The sequence below is a fragment of the Fluviicoccus sp. genome, assembly GCF_030646115.1.
GTDB lineage: Bacteria > Pseudomonadota > Gammaproteobacteria > Pseudomonadales > Moraxellaceae > Fluviicoccus.
This window is the reverse complement of the sequence record NZ_JAUSMX010000005.1, coordinates 102,778-120,058: the sequence shown is the minus strand read 5'-3', so window position 1 is coordinate 120,058 and position 17,281 is coordinate 102,778. Positions and strand designations below refer to the sequence as shown.

12 protein-coding genes and 5 tRNA genes are annotated in these 17,281 nt (G+C 57.4%); 6 read left to right on the top strand and 11 right to left on the bottom strand.

Annotated features, from left to right (window positions below; translation table 11 throughout):
- Positions 1–692 precede the first annotated feature (692 nt).
- The 4 genes from Q7T36_RS02980 to Q7T36_RS02965 all read right to left on the bottom strand — a co-directional run bounded on the left by Q7T36_RS02980 (position 693) and on the right by Q7T36_RS02965 (position 8,038).
- The gene (locus Q7T36_RS02980) at positions 693–4,988 is read right to left on the bottom strand and encodes an NACHT domain-containing NTPase (RefSeq protein WP_304843845.1); all 4,296 of its coding nucleotides are present in this window, start codon (positions 4,986–4,988) and stop codon (positions 693–695) included.
- An 83-nt stretch (positions 4,989–5,071) separates the two neighbouring features.
- Entirely contained in the window at positions 5,072–5,368 is a 297-nt protein-coding gene (locus Q7T36_RS02975) for a hypothetical protein (protein WP_304843843.1), read from the bottom strand.
- A 59-nt stretch (positions 5,369–5,427) separates the two neighbouring features.
- Positions 5,428–6,648 carry an argininosuccinate synthase gene (locus Q7T36_RS02970; RefSeq protein ID WP_304843842.1) on the bottom strand — a complete coding sequence of 407 codons (1,221 nt, stop codon included), beginning with the start codon at positions 6,646–6,648 and terminating at the stop codon, positions 5,428–5,430.
- Between the two features lie 76 nt (positions 6,649–6,724).
- Entirely contained in the window at positions 6,725–8,038 is a 1,314-nt protein-coding gene (locus tag Q7T36_RS02965; RefSeq protein ID WP_304843839.1) for a GGDEF domain-containing protein, read from the bottom strand.
- A gap of 179 nt (positions 8,039–8,217) precedes the next feature.
- Between Q7T36_RS02965 and pyrC the strand changes: the two genes are divergently transcribed.
- Entirely contained in the window at positions 8,218–9,252 is a 1,035-nt protein-coding gene (gene pyrC / locus Q7T36_RS02960) for a dihydroorotase (protein ID WP_304844083.1), read from the top strand.
- A complete protein-coding gene (rnt, locus tag Q7T36_RS02955; RefSeq protein ID WP_304843836.1) occupies positions 9,249–9,860 on the top strand; it encodes a ribonuclease T in 612 nt (203 codons plus the stop codon). The genes pyrC and rnt overlap by 4 nt, the downstream gene beginning before the upstream one ends.
- Positions 9,861–9,890: 30 nt before the next feature.
- Here rnt and Q7T36_RS02950 read toward each other — a convergent pair whose 3' ends face one another.
- From Q7T36_RS02950 to nadA, 5 genes are all read right to left on the bottom strand, one after another.
- Positions 9,891–10,115 carry a PA3496 family putative envelope integrity protein gene (locus tag Q7T36_RS02950; RefSeq protein WP_304843834.1) on the bottom strand — a complete coding sequence of 75 codons (225 nt, stop codon included), beginning with the start codon at positions 10,113–10,115 and terminating at the stop codon, positions 9,891–9,893.
- 236 nt (positions 10,116–10,351) lie between these two features.
- Positions 10,352–10,427 (bottom strand) — tRNA-His (locus Q7T36_RS02945).
- Positions 10,428–10,459: 32 nt separating this feature from the next.
- Positions 10,460–10,536 (bottom strand) — tRNA-Arg (locus tag Q7T36_RS02940).
- An 18-nt stretch (positions 10,537–10,554) separates the two neighbouring features.
- Positions 10,555–10,631: transfer RNA gene (locus Q7T36_RS02935), tRNA-Pro, on the bottom strand.
- Positions 10,632–10,727: 96 nt separating this feature from the next.
- On the bottom strand, positions 10,728–11,783 hold the full coding sequence (gene nadA, locus Q7T36_RS02930; protein ID WP_304843833.1) for a quinolinate synthase NadA: 1,056 nt from the start codon (positions 11,781–11,783) through the stop codon (positions 10,728–10,730).
- A gap of 148 nt (positions 11,784–11,931) precedes the next feature.
- Here nadA and putA point away from each other — a divergent pair, with 148 nt between their 5' ends.
- The gene (gene putA, locus Q7T36_RS02925; protein WP_304843830.1) at positions 11,932–15,039 is read left to right on the top strand and encodes a bifunctional proline dehydrogenase/L-glutamate gamma-semialdehyde dehydrogenase PutA; all 3,108 of its coding nucleotides are present in this window, start codon (positions 11,932–11,934) and stop codon (positions 15,037–15,039) included.
- Here putA and Q7T36_RS02920 read toward each other — a convergent pair.
- Positions 15,008–15,757 (bottom strand): energy transducer TonB, encoded by a 750-nt coding sequence (locus tag Q7T36_RS02920; RefSeq protein ID WP_304843828.1) that lies wholly within the window; start codon positions 15,755–15,757, stop codon positions 15,008–15,010. The two genes, putA and Q7T36_RS02920, sit on opposite strands and share 32 nt — an antisense overlap.
- A gap of 120 nt (positions 15,758–15,877) precedes the next feature.
- Between Q7T36_RS02920 and Q7T36_RS02915 the strand changes: the two genes are divergently transcribed.
- The 3 genes from Q7T36_RS02915 to Q7T36_RS02905 all read left to right on the top strand — a co-directional run bounded on the left by Q7T36_RS02915 (position 15,878) and on the right by Q7T36_RS02905 (position 16,614).
- Positions 15,878–15,953 (top strand) — tRNA-Ala (locus tag Q7T36_RS02915).
- Positions 15,954–15,958: 5 nt separating this feature from the next.
- Positions 15,959–16,034 (top strand) — tRNA-Glu (locus Q7T36_RS02910).
- A gap of 142 nt (positions 16,035–16,176) precedes the next feature.
- A complete protein-coding gene (locus Q7T36_RS02905) occupies positions 16,177–16,614 on the top strand; it encodes an HIT domain-containing protein (RefSeq protein WP_304843826.1) in 438 nt (145 codons plus the stop codon).
- 58 nt (positions 16,615–16,672) lie between these two features.
- Here Q7T36_RS02905 and Q7T36_RS02900 read toward each other — a convergent pair whose 3' ends face one another.
- Complete coding sequence (locus tag Q7T36_RS02900) at positions 16,673–17,257, bottom strand: DUF1285 domain-containing protein (RefSeq protein ID WP_304843823.1); 585 nt, start codon at positions 17,255–17,257, stop codon at positions 16,673–16,675.
- Positions 17,258–17,281 lie beyond the last annotated feature (24 nt).

Sequence of the window (17,281 nt, the reverse complement as noted above, 5' to 3'; positions counted from 1 at the left end):
GTCGGGGCCGTCGGGCCTGCAACGAGTTAGGCCCGTTTCCACGCCCACCAAGTGTAATGATATTCGCGCTCCTCAACCCGATACCTGGCTCCACACTCCAGACACTCGCACTCATAGAAATCAACCCACCCTCCGTCTAGGAGTGTTGTGCCAAGAATCTTCACGTTCCCCGACTCTTGCTCTCTCGTAGGGTCGTAGAGATCGTCCATTGTGTACAGCGCGCAAAGACATGCGCTTGGGTCTTTCACAAACTCCAACTTGCGAATGGCGAAATCCAGATGGCTTGAGTTCGGGCGTAAGGCCCCGCCCAACGATACAGCGCGGGTTGCTTCGCGGATCTCGCCTATATGGGAGGCCAAGAGATGAAGCTCATCCCTATCGCGAAGGGTACGGACCGCGCATGCACCAGACCAAATGCGATTAGCGTCTCGTGATGTAAGGTCTTGGAGAATAGTCATGCTAAGGGCCTAACGTTTAAACTCAGCCGGCGCGTTAGTGATCGGCTGGAGTACCTTGTTATGTGCTTTAGATCACTTTACTATTTTTCTCTACATCTGCTTGCGGACAGAAGCGGACATTCGCAACCTCAGCCCTAGGCAATCGATCAACCTGTCCTGGAAGTTCCAGAATCCGCCGAGTGGGGGCTTTGCGCTTCGATTTAGTTCTTGCTCCGAGCCCATAGGCATAGCCACTTATGAATCTGAGGCGTGTTCTCGTAATGTCAGGTCTATTACCATAACTTCGATCACGTCCACACCAGGGAAATCGGCTGAAATCTCTAGCCAATAACCTTTTAGGGCACTGGCCAATTCGCTCAATTCAACCCTGTGCCCACCAATCGTCCATCGTTTAGCGGCGATATTTCCTTGCCAGACCAACAGCATTACGCCGCATCCCGCACTTTCCTCTCTGAGGTAATCACCCGCCAATTGGTTTCGTAGCCGCTCACAAAGATCTGGTCCGCTCCAGCCTTTCTCTAGCAGCTTTAGCTCGATAGGAACTGGTGAGTGCACGTTGGTGTTTTGCAACCAGATATCCATGCGCTGGCTGTTGGCGAGTTCTGGCTCTTGTGCAGTCGTATATTGATCACGGCAGTGCTGGTTGAGCCAGCCAGCTATCAATGTGCGCATCTCGGTTTCGCCGTCGACACGCTTCCAGGTTCTCCAGGGGCTGTCGTTTCCCCGTTCCAGCCAGTTCTTTAGGTCCTGTAAGCGATGCACAGCCAGGTCGAAGAGCTGATGATGCGTTGCGGGCGTTATTGTTTGAGACTTATCGAATGCGTTGACCTGCTCAGCGGACCAAGGCTCAAGGTCGCCATCCTCTTCAGCTCGCTTGTATGCCTGTTTGGCCATCCACGGACGAAGATTTGGGTCCGGATGCTCGTGGATCAATTGCTCGATGACTGTATAAGTAGCTTTGCCTGGTATTTCCGATAGGAGTTTGAATAAGCCACCTCGCGCATCTTGGGCATCATCGCGCAGCTGTGGAGAATACACGCCCCCGCCTGCGCGGTTGATGTCATCCTCCGCACGAATGTATCGGTGTGCCAGGATATATAGTGATTTTAGATGCTCTACTGTTTGGTAATGACCAAACGTAGGGCCACTTTCTCTCAATCGGCCTCCACCCATAAGCGTCGTTACGAATACCTGGGCCGCAGATGTTGCGGCATCATCATCAAGGTCTGAAAGCCACCGTTCAAGTTCAGGTATGCCACTTTCCGGGGCGCAATCGACGCGAAGCGCATACCACCACGCAATAGGGTTCAAGTCTGTTGCTTGAGCTATCTGGTGGTTTGCCAACTCCGCAAGCCTTGCTGCGTCTGTTCCGCCATTAACCAATATATGTCGGCAGTAGTGTCGGCAGGCGTGAATGTTTGAAGGGTTGGCTTCGACCCATTCCAGTATCGCGGGAGCAATGCGAGTATGCAGCCAAGGCGCATGGTAGACTAGGTCATGGAGGATGTAGTGCATGGGCTCGTCTGAGCCGGTGTGGTTGAGTTCCCAGAGTAGCTCCTTGGTCACAGCCTCTTCGACCAAGTCTGGGAATGCTCGATACATGCGCTCAAACCAAGCAGGAAATCCGTTAAGTTGCCAGGTGATATAGCGCAACGCTAAACGCGCTTCTTCTGTGGTCAGATTCGCTGGGAATTCGGTAATCTCACTAGCTTCGATCTCAAGGCCTGCCATGCCAAAGATTAAAGACCAAGGCACACTGTTAGATTTTCCCCCTTCCGATCCCAGGGGCGGGATATAGCGTCGCCAATGGGTTAAGGCAGCATCACGATACTCTTGCGCGACGCCCTCACCGAAGTCTGGAATCAGCGCCTGCCAGTTAGCGTACTCATAGCGGTCTGTGGCTGATCCACTATCATGTAGTTCGAGCATGAGCCAGTACTGATGGTTAATTAGTGCACCCGGCTCTATTTCCGATGGAGTGCGAACCAACGCAGTATTGGCGCGCAACTCCGCCACCCAATTGGCGCGCTGTTGTTTTTCTCGCTCTTCCTTCTCACCTTGTCTCCGTAGGTATTCGGCATGTTCTTCTTCGTGCCTTCGAACAGTCTCCGTTACCGGCGGGTTGAGCAGCAGTACCAACTGATTCGTCAGGACAGGATCATCAGCAATGGCATGTTGTAGATGGGCAAGAATTTCCGCTGGCCTGTCATTTTGCAGATAGACCCGGTACGCTGTGCTCAGTGCAACCGACCTGTCATCATGCAGCGAGCGGGAACCAATATAATTGAGCAGCCTTGGAAAACTGTCGACATCGAATTTCCAGAAGGGGCCTGTCCACGAAGCTGGCCAATCATCAGTCAAGGGTTCACCTGTACGTACGGCCTGTGCTAATCGAGCCTGTTCGATGCTGAACCAATAAAGGGAGTCATTAAGTTCTGGCCATGCGGGGACAAGCGAAAGAAGCCTGGTTTTGTACTCCCTGAGATCTTCGTCCTGCCAATGGCGTAAGGTTGTAACCATTAGCATGATGGAAAAAAATGTTTCGTTTAGGGCAGCCTCGCTTCGAGCGGCAACTAGCTTTTCCACCGCGTGAGAGGCTGGACCAAGCAGCCATGCGTATTCCTCCGAGACATGACACTCTCGCCTCTCGATATAAGGTGGCTGCTCCAGATAAGCATGTAGACCACGTATAAAGTGGGTTATAGCCTGTTGATCGTCAGCAATCGGCAAACCTTCCACAAAGCTGTGTAGGGCGCCGACAAGACCGTTGGTTTCGAACCTTTCATAAGATGGTAGCTTGCCCAGTGCAATCACCAGTTTTTCAACAACTTCACTATCAGGCGAAGCTTCTTCCACTAGCTCTGCGAGCAGCTCACGGGGAATCGGGTCATCGCCATCGATAAGTTGTTGCCACAAAATTTGTTTTTGCTCTGCGGCCCCGCAAGTCATCACCGTGCGTGCCGATGCTATTCGGGCGTAAATTCCCCGAGAACCATCTGCTGCAATGGGAACCAAAGAGGCCACGCAACTTATCATTTCTCCTTGCCAGGCCAGCCGGCCTAGAAAGAAGATGGCGTCATCATTGTCGGCGTAGGCGTTTATGAGCTGCTGAACGTTGTCCGAGAGGTCTAGATTAGCGATTCGCGCGATTGCACTATTGTCTCGTGCGGAGCGATCATCCTGATCCGAAGTGATGCGCTGGACGATGCCTACCAATATCTCCTGTCGTTCTGCCAATGGTAGGCGTGATGGATCGCCACCTTCGACAGCAATTTCAGGGTGAATCTGAAGCGCTTTGCGCCGAATCTCGTCGTCAAACAGGATGAGCCAAGGCAATATTGCTCGAAGTCGAGGGGTTACAATTTCTTGCCCATATTGCTCACGGAAGAAGAGCGCTTCGACTGAGTGGCGACTGTTGCCCGACCTCAACAGGCCAGAGAGCCACTCGGCAGCAAGCAACTCGCGCACCTCCCGATGGCGAAACCGTACTGCCCCATAAATAATGTCGTTGAAAATTCCACGTTCAAGTAGAGCCCGAACATCTTCGGGATTCCAATCAGCGAGGACGGCTTCTGCGTCAACCCCAAGTTTGAGCGGCGTAGCATCCGGGACATTAAGGCCCGCCTGCCCGGTCAGTACGACCGCAGCAGCCAAGCTTCGCACGCCCTCTCTTGCTTGTTCAAGATTCAGGGGTTGACGCTGCGCCCTGTCAGTACTGTGCGCATCGCGTAGGCGCTTATCGATGTTATGGCGGAGCAAGTCCAAACGGCCGCCTAGAGCGTTGTCCTCAGCCCATTTGGCCAATATGCCTTCAAGGTCAAATGGACGCTCCGCCAAACTCCAAAGGTCGGCACGATCGATTTCCCTGAGCAGGGCGTCGACATTCTCTGCCGCTCTAGCAACGCAGAAACGCCGAATCCGCCCTTCATCCAAAGGGCGCATAGTGAATACTGTGAGGGCGCTTTGCGGCGTGGCTTGCCGATCACCTTCCCCATCCTCTTCTGTCTGTGCAGCGGGGAGATACAGAAGCTCATCTACAAGCCTTTGGTCTTCATTTGGCCGCCATGCGTAGGGACGACTCGAAATGTAGATATGCGCTCTGTGCGCACCATTTGCAATCCCCCTGGCAAAGCGGCGAAGAGCCTTCTCGAAGGCTCTCGGGTGATCTAGGCGAGCCTCATCGACAGAATCCAGGAAAAACCATGCTTCGTCCGTCGACTGCAGCCATGCGTGAAACTGGGCTTCTGTGCCTATTTCAAACGCGGTATAGAAATCAGTTTCGATATCTTCAATTCGGAGAAAGAAGGCTACTTTTCCTTCGCCCGCAAGGGAATTGGCACGTTGCCGCAACTCCTCTGTCTTCCCCGCGCCCGCTTCCGCTAATATGATGCAGCGGTATTTTTCCTCCATCCCGTCCCATGTTATCGGTTTGGCATGCCCCCAGGCCGAGAGGAATTCGCCACTCTCCGCTTCTTTTTCACTTTTGTAGACAGATGAAAATTCGCGATCTAACGGAACATGGCCTTCCATTTAGTATCCTTGTGGTCCGCCCATGAAGAGCTATTGTGGATAAGAGTGATAAAACTATCCCGTTTATCAAGAGCCAGCATCGTTCAGCACAGCTGTCCGCTTCGGGTCGGAACCCGCCATTCCAAAATACATACTTTGTATTCGACACCAAAAATGGTGTCATAATTCCCCTGGCTTGGTGCATAACTCTCAACGCCACCGCCAAAGCACTGATTTTCAATAACTTTACTGTAAGTCAAAAGAGCAAAAGCGACAATCCAAGCCCTTAATTCGCCCACCCCGGATTGTAACCATACATTGCCACCCCGCAGAAAACCGGCGAAGGGCTTGATGAACCGATATCCGTAAGTGAAGAACAGCGCTCGGTTGCAGGCGGCCATCAAGCAAAAAGGCCTTCCCCGTCACCGGGGAAGGCCTTTTCATTACCATCTGACGCGGATCAGATCAGCTTGCGACCCTTGCCGGCGGCAATCCGCAGACGCAGACCATTCAACCGGATGAACCCTTCCGCATCCTTCTGGTTGTACGCACCGCGATCGTCTTCAAACGTAGCGATATTGGCGTCGAAAATGGAATCTTCCGACTTGCGGCCGGCAATGTAGACATTGCCCTTGTACAGCTTGGCGCGCACCACACCGTTCACATAATGCTGCGACTCATCAATCATCGTCTGCAGCATCAGGCGTTCCGGGCTCCACCAGTAACCGTTGTAAATCAGGCTGGCGTAACGCGGCATCAACTCGTCCTTTAGGTGGGCCACTTCGCGGTCCAGCGTAATGGATTCAATGGCGCGGTGAGCCTTCAGCATGATGGTGCCGCCCGGGGTTTCATACGCACCACGGCTCTTCATGCCAACATAGCGGTTTTCCACCAGGTCCAGACGGCCAATGCCATGCTTGCCGCCCAACTGGTTCAAAGTTGCCAGCACCGTCGCCGGGCTCATCTCCACGCCGTCGATGGCAACGATGTCGCCCTTGCGGTAGGTCAGCTCAATGTATTGCGGAGCGTCCGGGGCCTTTTCAGGGCTGACGGTCCAGCGCCACATGTCTTCTTCCGGCTCCCAGTACGGGTCTTCCAGGCCGCCGCCTTCATAGGAAATGTGCAGCAGGTTGGCGTCCATCGAGTACGGGGATTTCTTGCCCGCCTTGTTGAAGTCGATGGGAATGTTGTGCTCGGCGGCATAGTTCATCAGCGATTCGCGGGAGTTCAGGTCCCACTCGCGCCACGGCGCAATCACCTTGATGCCGGGCGTCAACGCATACGCGCCCAACTCGAAACGCACCTGGTCGTTACCCTTGCCGGTAGCGCCGTGGGAAATGGCGTCGCCGCCCACTTCCTTGGCAATTTCAACCAGACGCTTGGCAATCAACGGCCGCGCAATGGAGGTGCCCAGCAGGTATTCGCCTTCGTAAACCGCATTGGCGCGGAACATCGGGTAGACGAAATCACGCACGAACTCTTCGCGCAGGTCGTCAATGAAGATTTGTTTGACGCCCATGGCCTCGGCCTTGGCGCGCGCAGGTTCCAGCTCCTCACCCTGACCGATGTCGGCGGTGAAGGTCACGACTTCGCAACCGTAGGTTTCCTGGAGCCAGCGGAGAATGATGGAGGTATCAAGACCGCCCGAGTAGGCCAGCACGACCTTCTTGATCTGGGACATGGAATCAGCATCCTGTGAGGAGACGGGAAAACGGCGGGTATTCTACGTCAGGTGCGCCGTCTTTCCCATGCCGATTTCATTCGGATGGCGGCGAATGTCTAACACGGAGCAAATGAAAGGCGCGGATGCGGTGGCGGCCGGCGCGCTTGGCGGCATAGACGCCTTCATCCGCCTGGTCTATCAGGGTGGAAATGCTGTTGTCGCTGCCCGGCACCAACGTCGACAAGCCGATACTGACCGACAGATGTTTTCCCGCCTTCGAGCTGCGGTGAGGAATCTGCAAGGCGTCAATGGCGTCCCGCACGTCCCTGGCCACCGCCATTGCTCCTTCTTCGTCGGTGTTGGGCAGCAACAGCACAAACTCCTCACCCCCATAACGCGCCGCCAGGTCGGCGGGACGGCGCACCTGTGCCTTCAGCGTCTTGCCGACCTCGCGCAAGGCGTTGTCGCCTTCCAGGTGGCCGTAGGTGTCGTTATAGGGCTTGAAGTGATCCACATCCACAAACACCAGCGAAACCGGCTGCTGCTCGCGCTCGGCCACCGACCACTCGCGCGCCAGCGTTTCGTTGAAGAAACGGCGGTTCGCCAGCGTTGTCAGGCCGTCCTCGCGGGACAGGCGCGCCATTTCCTGGCTCAGGCGGTCCAGCTGCTGTTTTTCAATGTCCAGCAGGCGTTCCTGCAGGTAGGACTGGCGGTCGCGATGGTCCAGCATCCAGGCAATGGCCGCACCCATCACATTCGACAATCCGGCATACTGGGCAAACATGCTCATGTCCACCGACAGGCCGATGCCTTCAATCAGCGCCAGCGAGGTCAGGGAAGACGCCACGCCGATAATGATGTTGTTCAGCAGCGGCAGCGTGTTGAGGATGTACACGATCATGTAGACATAAATGACAATGTAACTGGCCTGCTGGCTGATGAACGGACTGAGGAAAGCCGAGGTCAGCACGGTCAGCCCTGTCAGTCCCAGAAAAGAACTGAAACAGACATAAGGGCCGTAACTGTGCTGCAAGCCGGGCATCCGCGCAAACAGGGCCACCCCGGCCATGATCACCCCGCCGCCCAGATAGGCAGCCAGCCAGATCAGAACATCCGTGCCGCGCGTAACCGAGGAAGACATCAATGAGACATACTGGTAGGTGAAAATACCCAACAGCAGGTAAAAGATGCCGACACTGAGGGAATTGGCGCGCATGACGTTGCGGGCGCGATTGAGCATATGGGTGCGATAGGCGTTTTCCAGCATTTTCGGGAAACGCTTGCGGCGGTTGCCCGCATCGCTCAGCAATCCGGCCAGCGTGTTGCGCGCTTCATTGAGCGGGTCGGCCAGCATCTCGGCAGGCTCGGGTTGAGCGTCCGTGACGGGCTTGTCACCGGGGGATTGCATTGTTGTTGTTCCCGACAGGAAGGGGCATGGCGAATGCTGCCACCGCCTTGAACCGGCAGCAAGCCCCGCCATCCGATATTACCGCGCTTTTTTCCGGCGCGGCACAGCGTCATCCTTCATTTCACCCCCCGCTTCCAGTACCATTCCGCATCCTTTTCGGGAACCCCGCCATGACCGCCATCCAGACTCTCACCCTCACCCGCCCCGATGACTGGCATATCCATCTCCGGGACGGCGACAAGCTTGCCGATACCGTCCGCGATGTCGCCCGTTATTTCGGTCGCGCCATTTGCATGCCGAACCTGGTTCCGCCCGTCAAGAACACGGTGGAAGCCTTGGCTTATTACGACCGCATCCAGGCGGTGCGCCCTGCCGGTTCCCGTTTCGAGCCGCTGATGGTGCTGTACCTCACCGACCACACCGACCCGGCGGAAATTGCCGTTGCGCAGGCCTCCGGCAAGGTCAAGGCCGTCAAGCTGTACCCCGCCGGGGCGACCACCAATTCGCACGCCGGAGTCACCGGTATCGACAAGATCTACCCGGTGATCGAGCAACTGGCCGAACAGGGCATGCCGCTGTTGCTGCACGGCGAAGTCACTCGGGACGATGTGGATATTTTTGATCGTGAGAAAGTGTTCATCGACACCATCCTCTCGCCGCTGGTGCAGCGCTACCCCACCCTGCGCGTGGTGCTGGAACACATCACCACCGCCGATGCCGTGCAATTTGTCGAAAGTGCCGGTGACAACATCGCGGCCACCATCACCGCCCACCACCTGATGTACAACCGCAACCACATGCTGGTCGGCGGCATCCGTCCGCACCTGTTCTGCCTGCCCATCCTCAAGCGCAATACGCATCAGGAAGCGCTGCAGCACGCCGCCGTTTCCGGCAACCCGCGCTTCTTCCTGGGCACCGACAGCGCCCCGCACGCCATCAGCGCCAAGGAAGCCGCCTGCGGCTGTGCGGGTTCGTACACCGCGCATGCCGCGCTGGAGTTGTATGCCGAAGTATTCGAAGAACTGGGTGCTCTGGACAAGCTGGAGGCCTTCGCCAGCTTCCATGGCCCGGACTTCTACCGCCTGCCGCGCAATAGCGATACGGTGACGCTGGTGAAGGAGGAATGGGAGGTTCCCGAGGCGCTGCCCTTCGGCCCCACCTCGGTGGTGCCGGTACGCGCCGGTGCGTCCATCCGCTGGAAAGTACGCTCATGAGCGACGCTCACCCGCTGAGTCAGCGCTTCCGCGGTTTCATGCCCGTGGTCGTGGATGTGGAAACCGGCGGTTTTCATGCCGCAACCGATGCGCTGCTGGAAATCGCCGCCACGCCCATTACCCTGGACGATAACGGCCAACTGGTCGCCCTGCCGTCGGTGCATGCGCATATTGAACCTTTTGCCGGGGCAGTGCTTAATCCCGCCGCCCTGGCCTTCACCGGCATTGATCCTTTCAACCCGCTGCGCGGCGCTGAGCCGGAACGGGACGCCCTGAAACGGATGTTTGCGGAGCTGAAAAAACTGCAACGGCAATACCATTGCAAGCGCTGCATCCTGGTCGGGCACAATGCCCACTTCGATCTGGGGTTCCTGCAAGCGGCTGTTGAACGGCATGATCTGAAAAACAGCAGTCCGTTTCACCCGTTTTCAGTGTTTGATACCGTGACGCTGGCCGGGATGGCTTACGGGCAGACCGTGCTGGCCAAGGCCTGTGAAAGCGCGGAGATTTCGTTCAACAATGAGGAAGCGCACTCGGCGCTGTATGACGCGGAAAAAACAGCGGAACTGTTCTGCAAAATCATGAACCGCTGGCAAATGACCCCCTGAGGCCATTTGCCGGCGCTCTTTCACGGACAACTATTCTTCGCCGTCGTCGAGATCGTAATCGTAGTCTTTCAGTTTACGTTCCAGACGACGCTCTTCCAGAATATCATCGATCACCCGCCGCTTGAGCAGGGAATTCTTGACGTTGGACGCCTTGGCGACATCATCACCACCACCGCCACCACCGTCAAAATCGCTGCTTTCCTCATCAATGAAGGCATCGTCCAGTTCGAAATCTTCGGATTTACCGTTTGACATAGCCACCTCAACTCACGCAAGGTTGCGCTATATACGCTAATAATAGATCACTGTAAAGCAACAAGCGCACACTACACGACAAATGGCAATATCGGCATGCTTTACGGTCTGTTTGCAGGCAATTTCTGTTGGAAAAGCATCAATTTGAAGACAAACGACTAAACGGAAGAACAGGAAAGGGACTTGGAAAAGGAATAACGCAAAGGGGGAGGACAAACGGCATAACAGGAGGGGGATGGGGTGATCGATGGGGTTCGAACCCACGACAACCGGAATCACAATCCGGGGCTCTACCAACTGAGCTACGACCACCACAAAGGTACATCTACAACAACGCTGGCAACTGGCGCGCCCGGCAGGGCTCGAACCTGCGACCCTCGGCTTAGAAGGCCGATGCTCTATCCAGCTGAGCTACGAGCGCAAGGATCTTGAACTAAGTTGGTCGGGGCGGTGGGATTCGAACTCACGACCCTCTGGTCCCAAACCAGATGCGCTACCAGACTGCGCTACGCCCCGACTATCAAAGCTGCATTTGTTGCCAAATGCGAGGGCTGAATAATACGTACCAGCCCAATTCGCGTCAATCCCCTCTTGCGCCGAATGCCTGTTATTTCAGCGTTTTCCTGCAGCGAAGTCCAACATGCGCTGCAAGGGCACCATGGCGGGCGGAATCAGCGCCGGATCAACGGTGATCTCCTGACCTCCGTTTTCCAGCACCGCCAGCAGGTTTTCCAGGTCATTCATGGCCATCCACGGGCAATGGGCGCAGGAACGGCAAGTAGCGCCGCTGCCGGCGGTCGGCGCTTCCATGAACTCTTTCTCCGGGCTCAACTGCTGCATCTTGTAGAAGATACCCCTGTCCGTCGCCACAATGAAACGTTGGTTGGGCAGCGTCTGCGAAGCCTTGATCAACTGCGAAGTGGAACCGACCGCATCGGCAATGTCCACCACCGCTTCCGGGGACTCCGGGTGCACCAGCACCGCCGCATCGGGATAGACCTGCTTCAGGTCGAGTACGCCGCGCGCCTTGAACTCTTCATGCACAATGCAGGCGCCATCCCACAGCAGCATCTCGGCGCCGGTGACTTTCTGTACGTAACTGCCCAGATGCTTGTCAGGCGCCCAGATGATCTTCTGGCCCAATCCGGACAGGTAATCGACCACATCCACCGCAATACTGGAGGTCACCACCCAGTCAGCGCGAGCCTTGACCGCCGCCGAGGTATTGGCATAGACCACCACGGTGTATTCAGGATGCTGGTCGCAGAAGGCGGTGAACTCATCCGCCGGGCAACCCAGATCCAGCGAACAGGTGGCTTCCAGCGTCGGCATCAGCACCCTTTTTTCCGGATTGAGGATCTTGGCGGTTTCTCCCATGAACTTTACGCCCGCCACCACCAAAGTGCTGGCGGGATGGCGATTGCCGAAGCGCGCCATTTCCAGCGAGTCAGCGACACAGCCGCCGGTTTCCTCAGCCAACGCCTGCAGGTCATGCGAGGTGTAGTAATGCGCCACCAGCACTGCGTCACGTTCTTTCAGCAATTGCTTGATGCGGTTACGCAACTCCAGCTTGCGCGCGGCGGAGATCTCCGGCTCGGGCGAAGTATGCAGGTGATCCAGGTAATCCTTCACCAGTTCCTTGGCGGCGTTGTCTATCAGGTTATTCATGGCGAAAACGGCAGTCAGGCAGTTCAGTTGCGCGATTTTACCCTGTTCATCCGACGGTCGCGTTTTTTTTTACCCTGTAAGCGTTTACAGGCTAAGCACTCACGCCTTTACTTAACAGCATGATCATTCTCCAAAAGGAAGACCTGACATGATCCCCCTGCGTGACTTGCCTGAATTCCCCTGCGACTTCCGCACCCTGCGTGACAGCTGCCTGGCTGATGAAGCTTTGGTGCTGACCTCCCTGCTCAACGACTGCGGCTTGGACCACGCCCGCAAAGCCGAGATCAGCACACTGGCCCTGCAATTGGTGAATCAGGCGCGCCACGCCCGCCATCCGGCATTCCAGGACTTCATTCAGACTTACCGCATCGACACCCGGGAAGGCCGGACCCTGCTGACACTGGCGGAGTCGCTGCTGCGCATTCCCGATGCCCACACCCGCAATGAGTTGATCAACAGCCTGTTGCCTGGCGGCGAATGGGAACCCAAGGAGGACGAAAACCGCACGCGGCTGGTGAACTGGGCGGGCAAGCTGTTGGCGCGGGCTCGACGCTTCGTTCAGGACGAAGACCGGCCGGACCCCTGGCATCAAATGGTGTTGCGGGTGGGTGACGGCGTCATGCGCACCGCCATTTCTTCTGCAATAAATCTTCTTTCAAAGCAATTCGTTATGGCGGAAACATTAACTGAAGCCTTAGCTTCACGTGAACAGGGATTCCGTTATTCCTTCGACTGTCTGGGCGAAGCGGCGCAAACCCCGGAAGAAGCCCGGCATTACCTGCGCCTGTATCAGCAGGCGCTGGAGTACATGGCCAATCACCAGCGCAATGAACAGCCGCTGGTGGAACGGGACAGCATTTCCATCAAGCTCTCCGCCCTGCATCCCCGCTATGAACTGGCGCGCTGGCCAGAGTTAAAAACGATACTGCTCCCCGATCTGGTGCATTTGGTAACCTTCGCAGCGGAGGCCGGGATTCCGATCACACTGGATGCCGAGGAATCGGAGCGGCTGGAAATCGGCTTGTGTCTGTTTGCGGAGCTGCGGATGCATCCGCAACTGGCCGGATACGAGGGCCTGGGAATTGCCGTCCAGGCCTACCAGAAACGCGCTCCGGCCGTGATTGACTGGCTGCGTGATCTGTCGATCCGGACAGGAAAGCGCATCCCGGTGCGACTGGTGAAGGGCGCCTATTGGGATTCGGAAATCAAGCGCGCCCAGCAACAGGGACTGGAGGACTACCCTGTTTTTACGCGCAAGGGTCACACCGACCTTTGTTATCTGGCCTGCGCGCGGCGATTGCTGAAGCACCCCGAACACTTTCACCCTCAATTCGCCACCCACAACGCCCATACCCTGGCCTGGCTGGAAGTGGTCGGCCGGCACCACGGCCAAACCTTTGAAGTCCAGCGGCTGTGCGGCATGGGTGAAGGCCTCCACACCGCCTATCGTGAAGCCTGCGGACGGCCGTTGCGCATCTATGCCCCCATTGGCGACTTCAACACGCTGCTGCCCTATCTGGTGCGACGCCTGCTGGAGAACGGAAGCTCACAATCCTTTGTTAATCAAATGGCTGACATGCATATTGAAAGTCGTTTATTAATTACAGACCCGGTCGAAATCCTGGCCGCCGAGCAGATAACCCCGCATCCGCAAATCCCCCGCCCCCCGGCTTTGTTCATGCCGCGACTGAACAGCCCCGGCTTCAGTATGTACGATGTACGCAGGCTCACAGAGCTGAAACATGAAATGACCGGATTCCGGGTGGCGTCCTGGACCGCGGGCTTGCCGCCGGATGGCGGAGACCCTGAAGAAATGCTGGCCGAGCCAAGGCATAGCCCCGCCGAACGCCATCGTTTGCTGGGAACCGTGCACACCCACAGCGAACAGGACATTCCCGCTCTCTTCAAATCGGCGCGGCAGGCTTTTGACACATGGTCGGGCGTCAGCGTCTCCGATCGCGCCGGCTGCCTGCTGAAGATGGCCGAGCTGTTGATTGACAACCAGCCGGAGCTTCTTTACCTGATGATGATGGAAGGCGGGAAGACACTGGCGGATGCCCAGGCAGAATGGCGTGAAGCGATTGATCTTTGCCGCTATTACGCAGATCAGGCCGTGAGCTTGATGAGTCCGTCATCCTTGCCGTCCGTGGCCGGTGAAGCCAACACACTGCGCTGGGCTCCGCGCGGGGTTTTTCTCTGCCTCAGCCCGTGGAACTTCCCGCTGGCTATTTTCCTGGGGCAGGTTGCGGCGGCGCTGGTTTGCGGCAATACCGTCATCACCAAAGCCGCCGGACATACCCCGCTGATCGCTGCGCGCACCCATGCTTTGCTGCTGCAAGCCGGTATTCCGGCAGACGCCGTGCAACTGGTTCTCGGAAGCAGCCGGGACATTGGCCAGGCATTACTGGAGCAACCGGCGCTGGCCGGGGTTGTCTTTACCGGTTCCACCGCCACCGCCCGCCATATCAATCTCCAGCTGGCCAAACGGCCGGGGCCGTTGACGCCGCTGATTGCCGAAACCGGCGGTCTCAACGCCATGATCGCCGACAGCAGCGCCCTGCCGGAACAATTGGTCAGTGATGTGCTGCAATCCGCGTTCAATAGCGCCGGACAACGCTGCTCGGCGCTGCGCATCCTCTGGTTGCAGGAGGAACTGAAGAACCCGGTGCTGGACCGCCTGGAAGGCGCCCTGAAATCCTGGCGTACCGGCCATCCGGCCTTGCTGGGCACGGACATGGGGCCGGTCATTGACTACGAGGCCTTGGGAAAGTTGCGTCATTATTGCGCCGCCACCGCGCACAAGGCGCTGTGGAAAGCCGCAGGCCCTGCCGCCGACCCGGAACACGAAGGGCATTATTTCCCGCCGCAGGCTTTCCTGCTGCATCCCCTGGACTTGCCGGACCAAGAGGTTTTCGGGCCGGTACTGCACATCGCCACCTGGAAGTCCGGTGAACTGGGGAAAGTGGTCAACCACATCAATCAAGGCGGCTATGGCCTGACGTTGGGCGTGCATTCACGCATTGCCGGCCATATTCATGAGATTGAAGAACATGCGCGGGTGGGAAACCTCTACATCAACCGCAATCAGATCGGGGCGGTGGTCGGCAGCCAGCCGTTCGGGGGCGAGGGCTTGTCCGGCACCGGCTTCAAGGCGGGAGGCCCGCACTACCTGATGCGCTTCTGTGTGGAACGCACTGTCACGGAAAACCTCAGCGCCATTGGCCTCAATCCGCAGTTGGTGATGCTGGAGCCCTGACGACAGACGCCAGCCGGAACTCCAGCGGCACCTGCACCCAGTCCGCCACCGGCGTTTCACCGTGGCGGGCGGGCCGGAATATCCACTCCCGGCTGACCTTGCGCGTTGCCGCCATGTCCAGTCGCCGAAAGCCGGAGGATTGCAGCACCTGTACATCCTGGGGATGACCGGCCATATCTACATAGACCCGCAAAATCACCACGCCGCTTTCACCCAATTGCTGTGAAAGACCGGGATAGTCCGGTTTGGGGTTGGCCAGCGTTCCGGTTTGAAACATTGGCGGAGTTTGCGCGCCAGGCGCGGCCGGGATATCCGGCTGCATTTTCGGGGAAGCGTCTGAAGGCGGTCCGTCGGCCGCTTCGGTCTTGACCACCGCCGCTTCCGGCCTGGCCGATACCGGCACATCCAATGTCTGCACTGGCGGCTGCACCGGAACAGACTCAGGGCCGCCCGGCTGTGGCCGGTGCACTGGAACTTGCCGCGAAGCGTTCCGGGTTTGGATCACGTCCGGGGACTTTGCTGCCGAATGCCCGGATGATTCCGGCAAACCGGCCCCGACCGCCATGCGCCCTTGCGCCCCGGCCTCCACCGGCACGGATGTCACATGCCAAACCCCGCCCGCCCGATGCGGCAGCGAAGGCCAGGGGTACAACACCAGCAGGCCATGGGCCGCCAGCGACACCAGCACGGCCAGCAATAAAGGAACAGTTCGGGACATCGATGACGTGACTGAAAAGAATGAACAAATTGCAGGCGATCATATCATATTGCTGCTGGAATCATTTGACAGGCTCCGGAGGCGTGCCTAGAATCCGCCCCCACAACGGAACTGTGTTCCGGGGCTATAGCTCAGCTGGGAGAGCGCTACAATGGCATTGTAGAGGTCAGCGGTTCGATCCCGCTTAGCTCCACCATCTATGTCCCCATCGTCTAGAGGCCTAGGACATCGCCCTTTCACGGCGGTAACCGGGGTTCGAATCCCCGTGGGGACGCCAGATCCAGAAACCCGCCTTGTTGCGGGTTTTTGTTTTTTTGGGTATTTTCGGCATTCCTGTCGATGCAGCGTATTGTCACGATAGGCATTCACTGTTTGCAGTGTTATATTTGCGCTGCATTTTTTGGGGCTATTTCCATACCATGTTTACGCTGCATTCACGTTTGGCAGAAGATACCCTCCCCTTGGGCGAGTTCCCTTTGTGCACCTGTCGGCTGATGAACGACATGCACTACCCCTGGCTGATTCTGGTGCCCCGGGTTCCCGGTGTACGCGAAATTTTCGAATTATCCGTGCGTGACCAGCAGCAGCTGCTGCGTGAGTCGTCCTGGGTCAGCGAACAAATGTCCAAGTACTTCCGCGCCGAGAAGATCAATATCGCCGCCTTGGGCAATCAGGTGCCGCAACTGCACTTGCACCATGTGGCGCGCTACAGCAATGACGCTGCCTGGCCCGGCCCGGTGTGGGGCAAGCATGCCGCCATGCCTTATACCGCCGAAAACCTGAATTTCATGCGTGAAACGCTGATGCTGGCCTTCCGCGGCCGTGACGGTGTTCCCTTTGAATGGAAACTCGGCTGACACGCCTCAACCGCTTGCTCCGGTTCACACCGGCAGGCAAGCGGTAAACTCCCTTTCCCTAAATCTCCGCCACGACAAACCATTCTCCGGCACTCTGCACGGCGTAACAGCTTCGTCCGTCCAGTTCCTGCAACTCCGCCCATTCAACCAACTGGTAAAACACATTGCGGTGCACCAGGGCATCCAGGCGGTCGCGCACCCGTATGTACGGGCGGGGCTCCCCGTCTGCACCAAACACCACCCGTAACGGATGTTCGGCATCGGCAATCACGACATCCTCCGTCAACGTCGTGAAGCGCAAAAACACCATGCCGTCTTCCGTGACGAGATCCACTTGCGTGGCAATCATCGGGGCATCATCCACGGTAATCCGCACCCGCTCCACCGGCGTCACCAGGTAATAACAATCATCGTCATCACGGCGCAGCACGCTGCTGAACAGCTTCACCAGCGCCGGGCGGGAAATCGGCGTCCCCGTATAGAACCATTGCCCGTTGGCCTTGATCTGCATCGGCAAATCACCGCAAAACGGCGGATTCCAAAGGTGCACCGGAGCCGGCCCCTTGCGCGGCTTGCCGTTTTCATCCAGCAACAGCCGGGCAATGGCCATCGGATCGGCCCTTAATTGTGACTGTTGGGTCATTTCAAACGCTTCCCATCACTTGTC

What these genes read in the sequence shown, in the direction of transcription:
- Q7T36_RS02905 (WP_304843826.1), top strand. Translation starts at nt 16,177, where the DNA reads ATGTTTACGCTGCATTCACGTTTGGCAGAAGATACCCTCCCCTTGGGC.
- Q7T36_RS02970 (WP_304843842.1), bottom strand. Translation starts at nt 6,648, where the DNA reads ATGTCCCAGATCAAGAAGGTCGTGCTGGCCTACTCGGGCGGTCTTGAT.
- putA (WP_304843830.1), top strand. Translation starts at nt 11,932, where the DNA reads ATGATCCCCCTGCGTGACTTGCCTGAATTCCCCTGCGACTTCCGCACC.
- Q7T36_RS02920 (WP_304843828.1), bottom strand. Translation starts at nt 15,757, where the DNA reads ATGTCCCGAACTGTTCCTTTATTGCTGGCCGTGCTGGTGTCGCTGGCG.
- Q7T36_RS02975 (WP_304843843.1), bottom strand. Translation starts at nt 5,368, where the DNA reads ATGGCCGCCTGCAACCGAGCGCTGTTCTTCACTTACGGATATCGGTTC.
- Q7T36_RS02980 (WP_304843845.1), bottom strand. Translation starts at nt 4,988, where the DNA reads ATGGAAGGCCATGTTCCGTTAGATCGCGAATTTTCATCTGTCTACAAA.
- rnt (WP_304843836.1), top strand. Translation starts at nt 9,249, where the DNA reads ATGAGCGACGCTCACCCGCTGAGTCAGCGCTTCCGCGGTTTCATGCCC.
- Q7T36_RS02900 (WP_304843823.1), bottom strand. Translation starts at nt 17,257, where the DNA reads ATGACCCAACAGTCACAATTAAGGGCCGATCCGATGGCCATTGCCCGG.
- nadA (WP_304843833.1), bottom strand. Translation starts at nt 11,783, where the DNA reads ATGAATAACCTGATAGACAACGCCGCCAAGGAACTGGTGAAGGATTAC.
- Q7T36_RS02965 (WP_304843839.1), bottom strand. Translation starts at nt 8,038, where the DNA reads ATGCAATCCCCCGGTGACAAGCCCGTCACGGACGCTCAACCCGAGCCT.
- Q7T36_RS02950 (WP_304843834.1), bottom strand. Translation starts at nt 10,115, where the DNA reads ATGTCAAACGGTAAATCCGAAGATTTCGAACTGGACGATGCCTTCATT.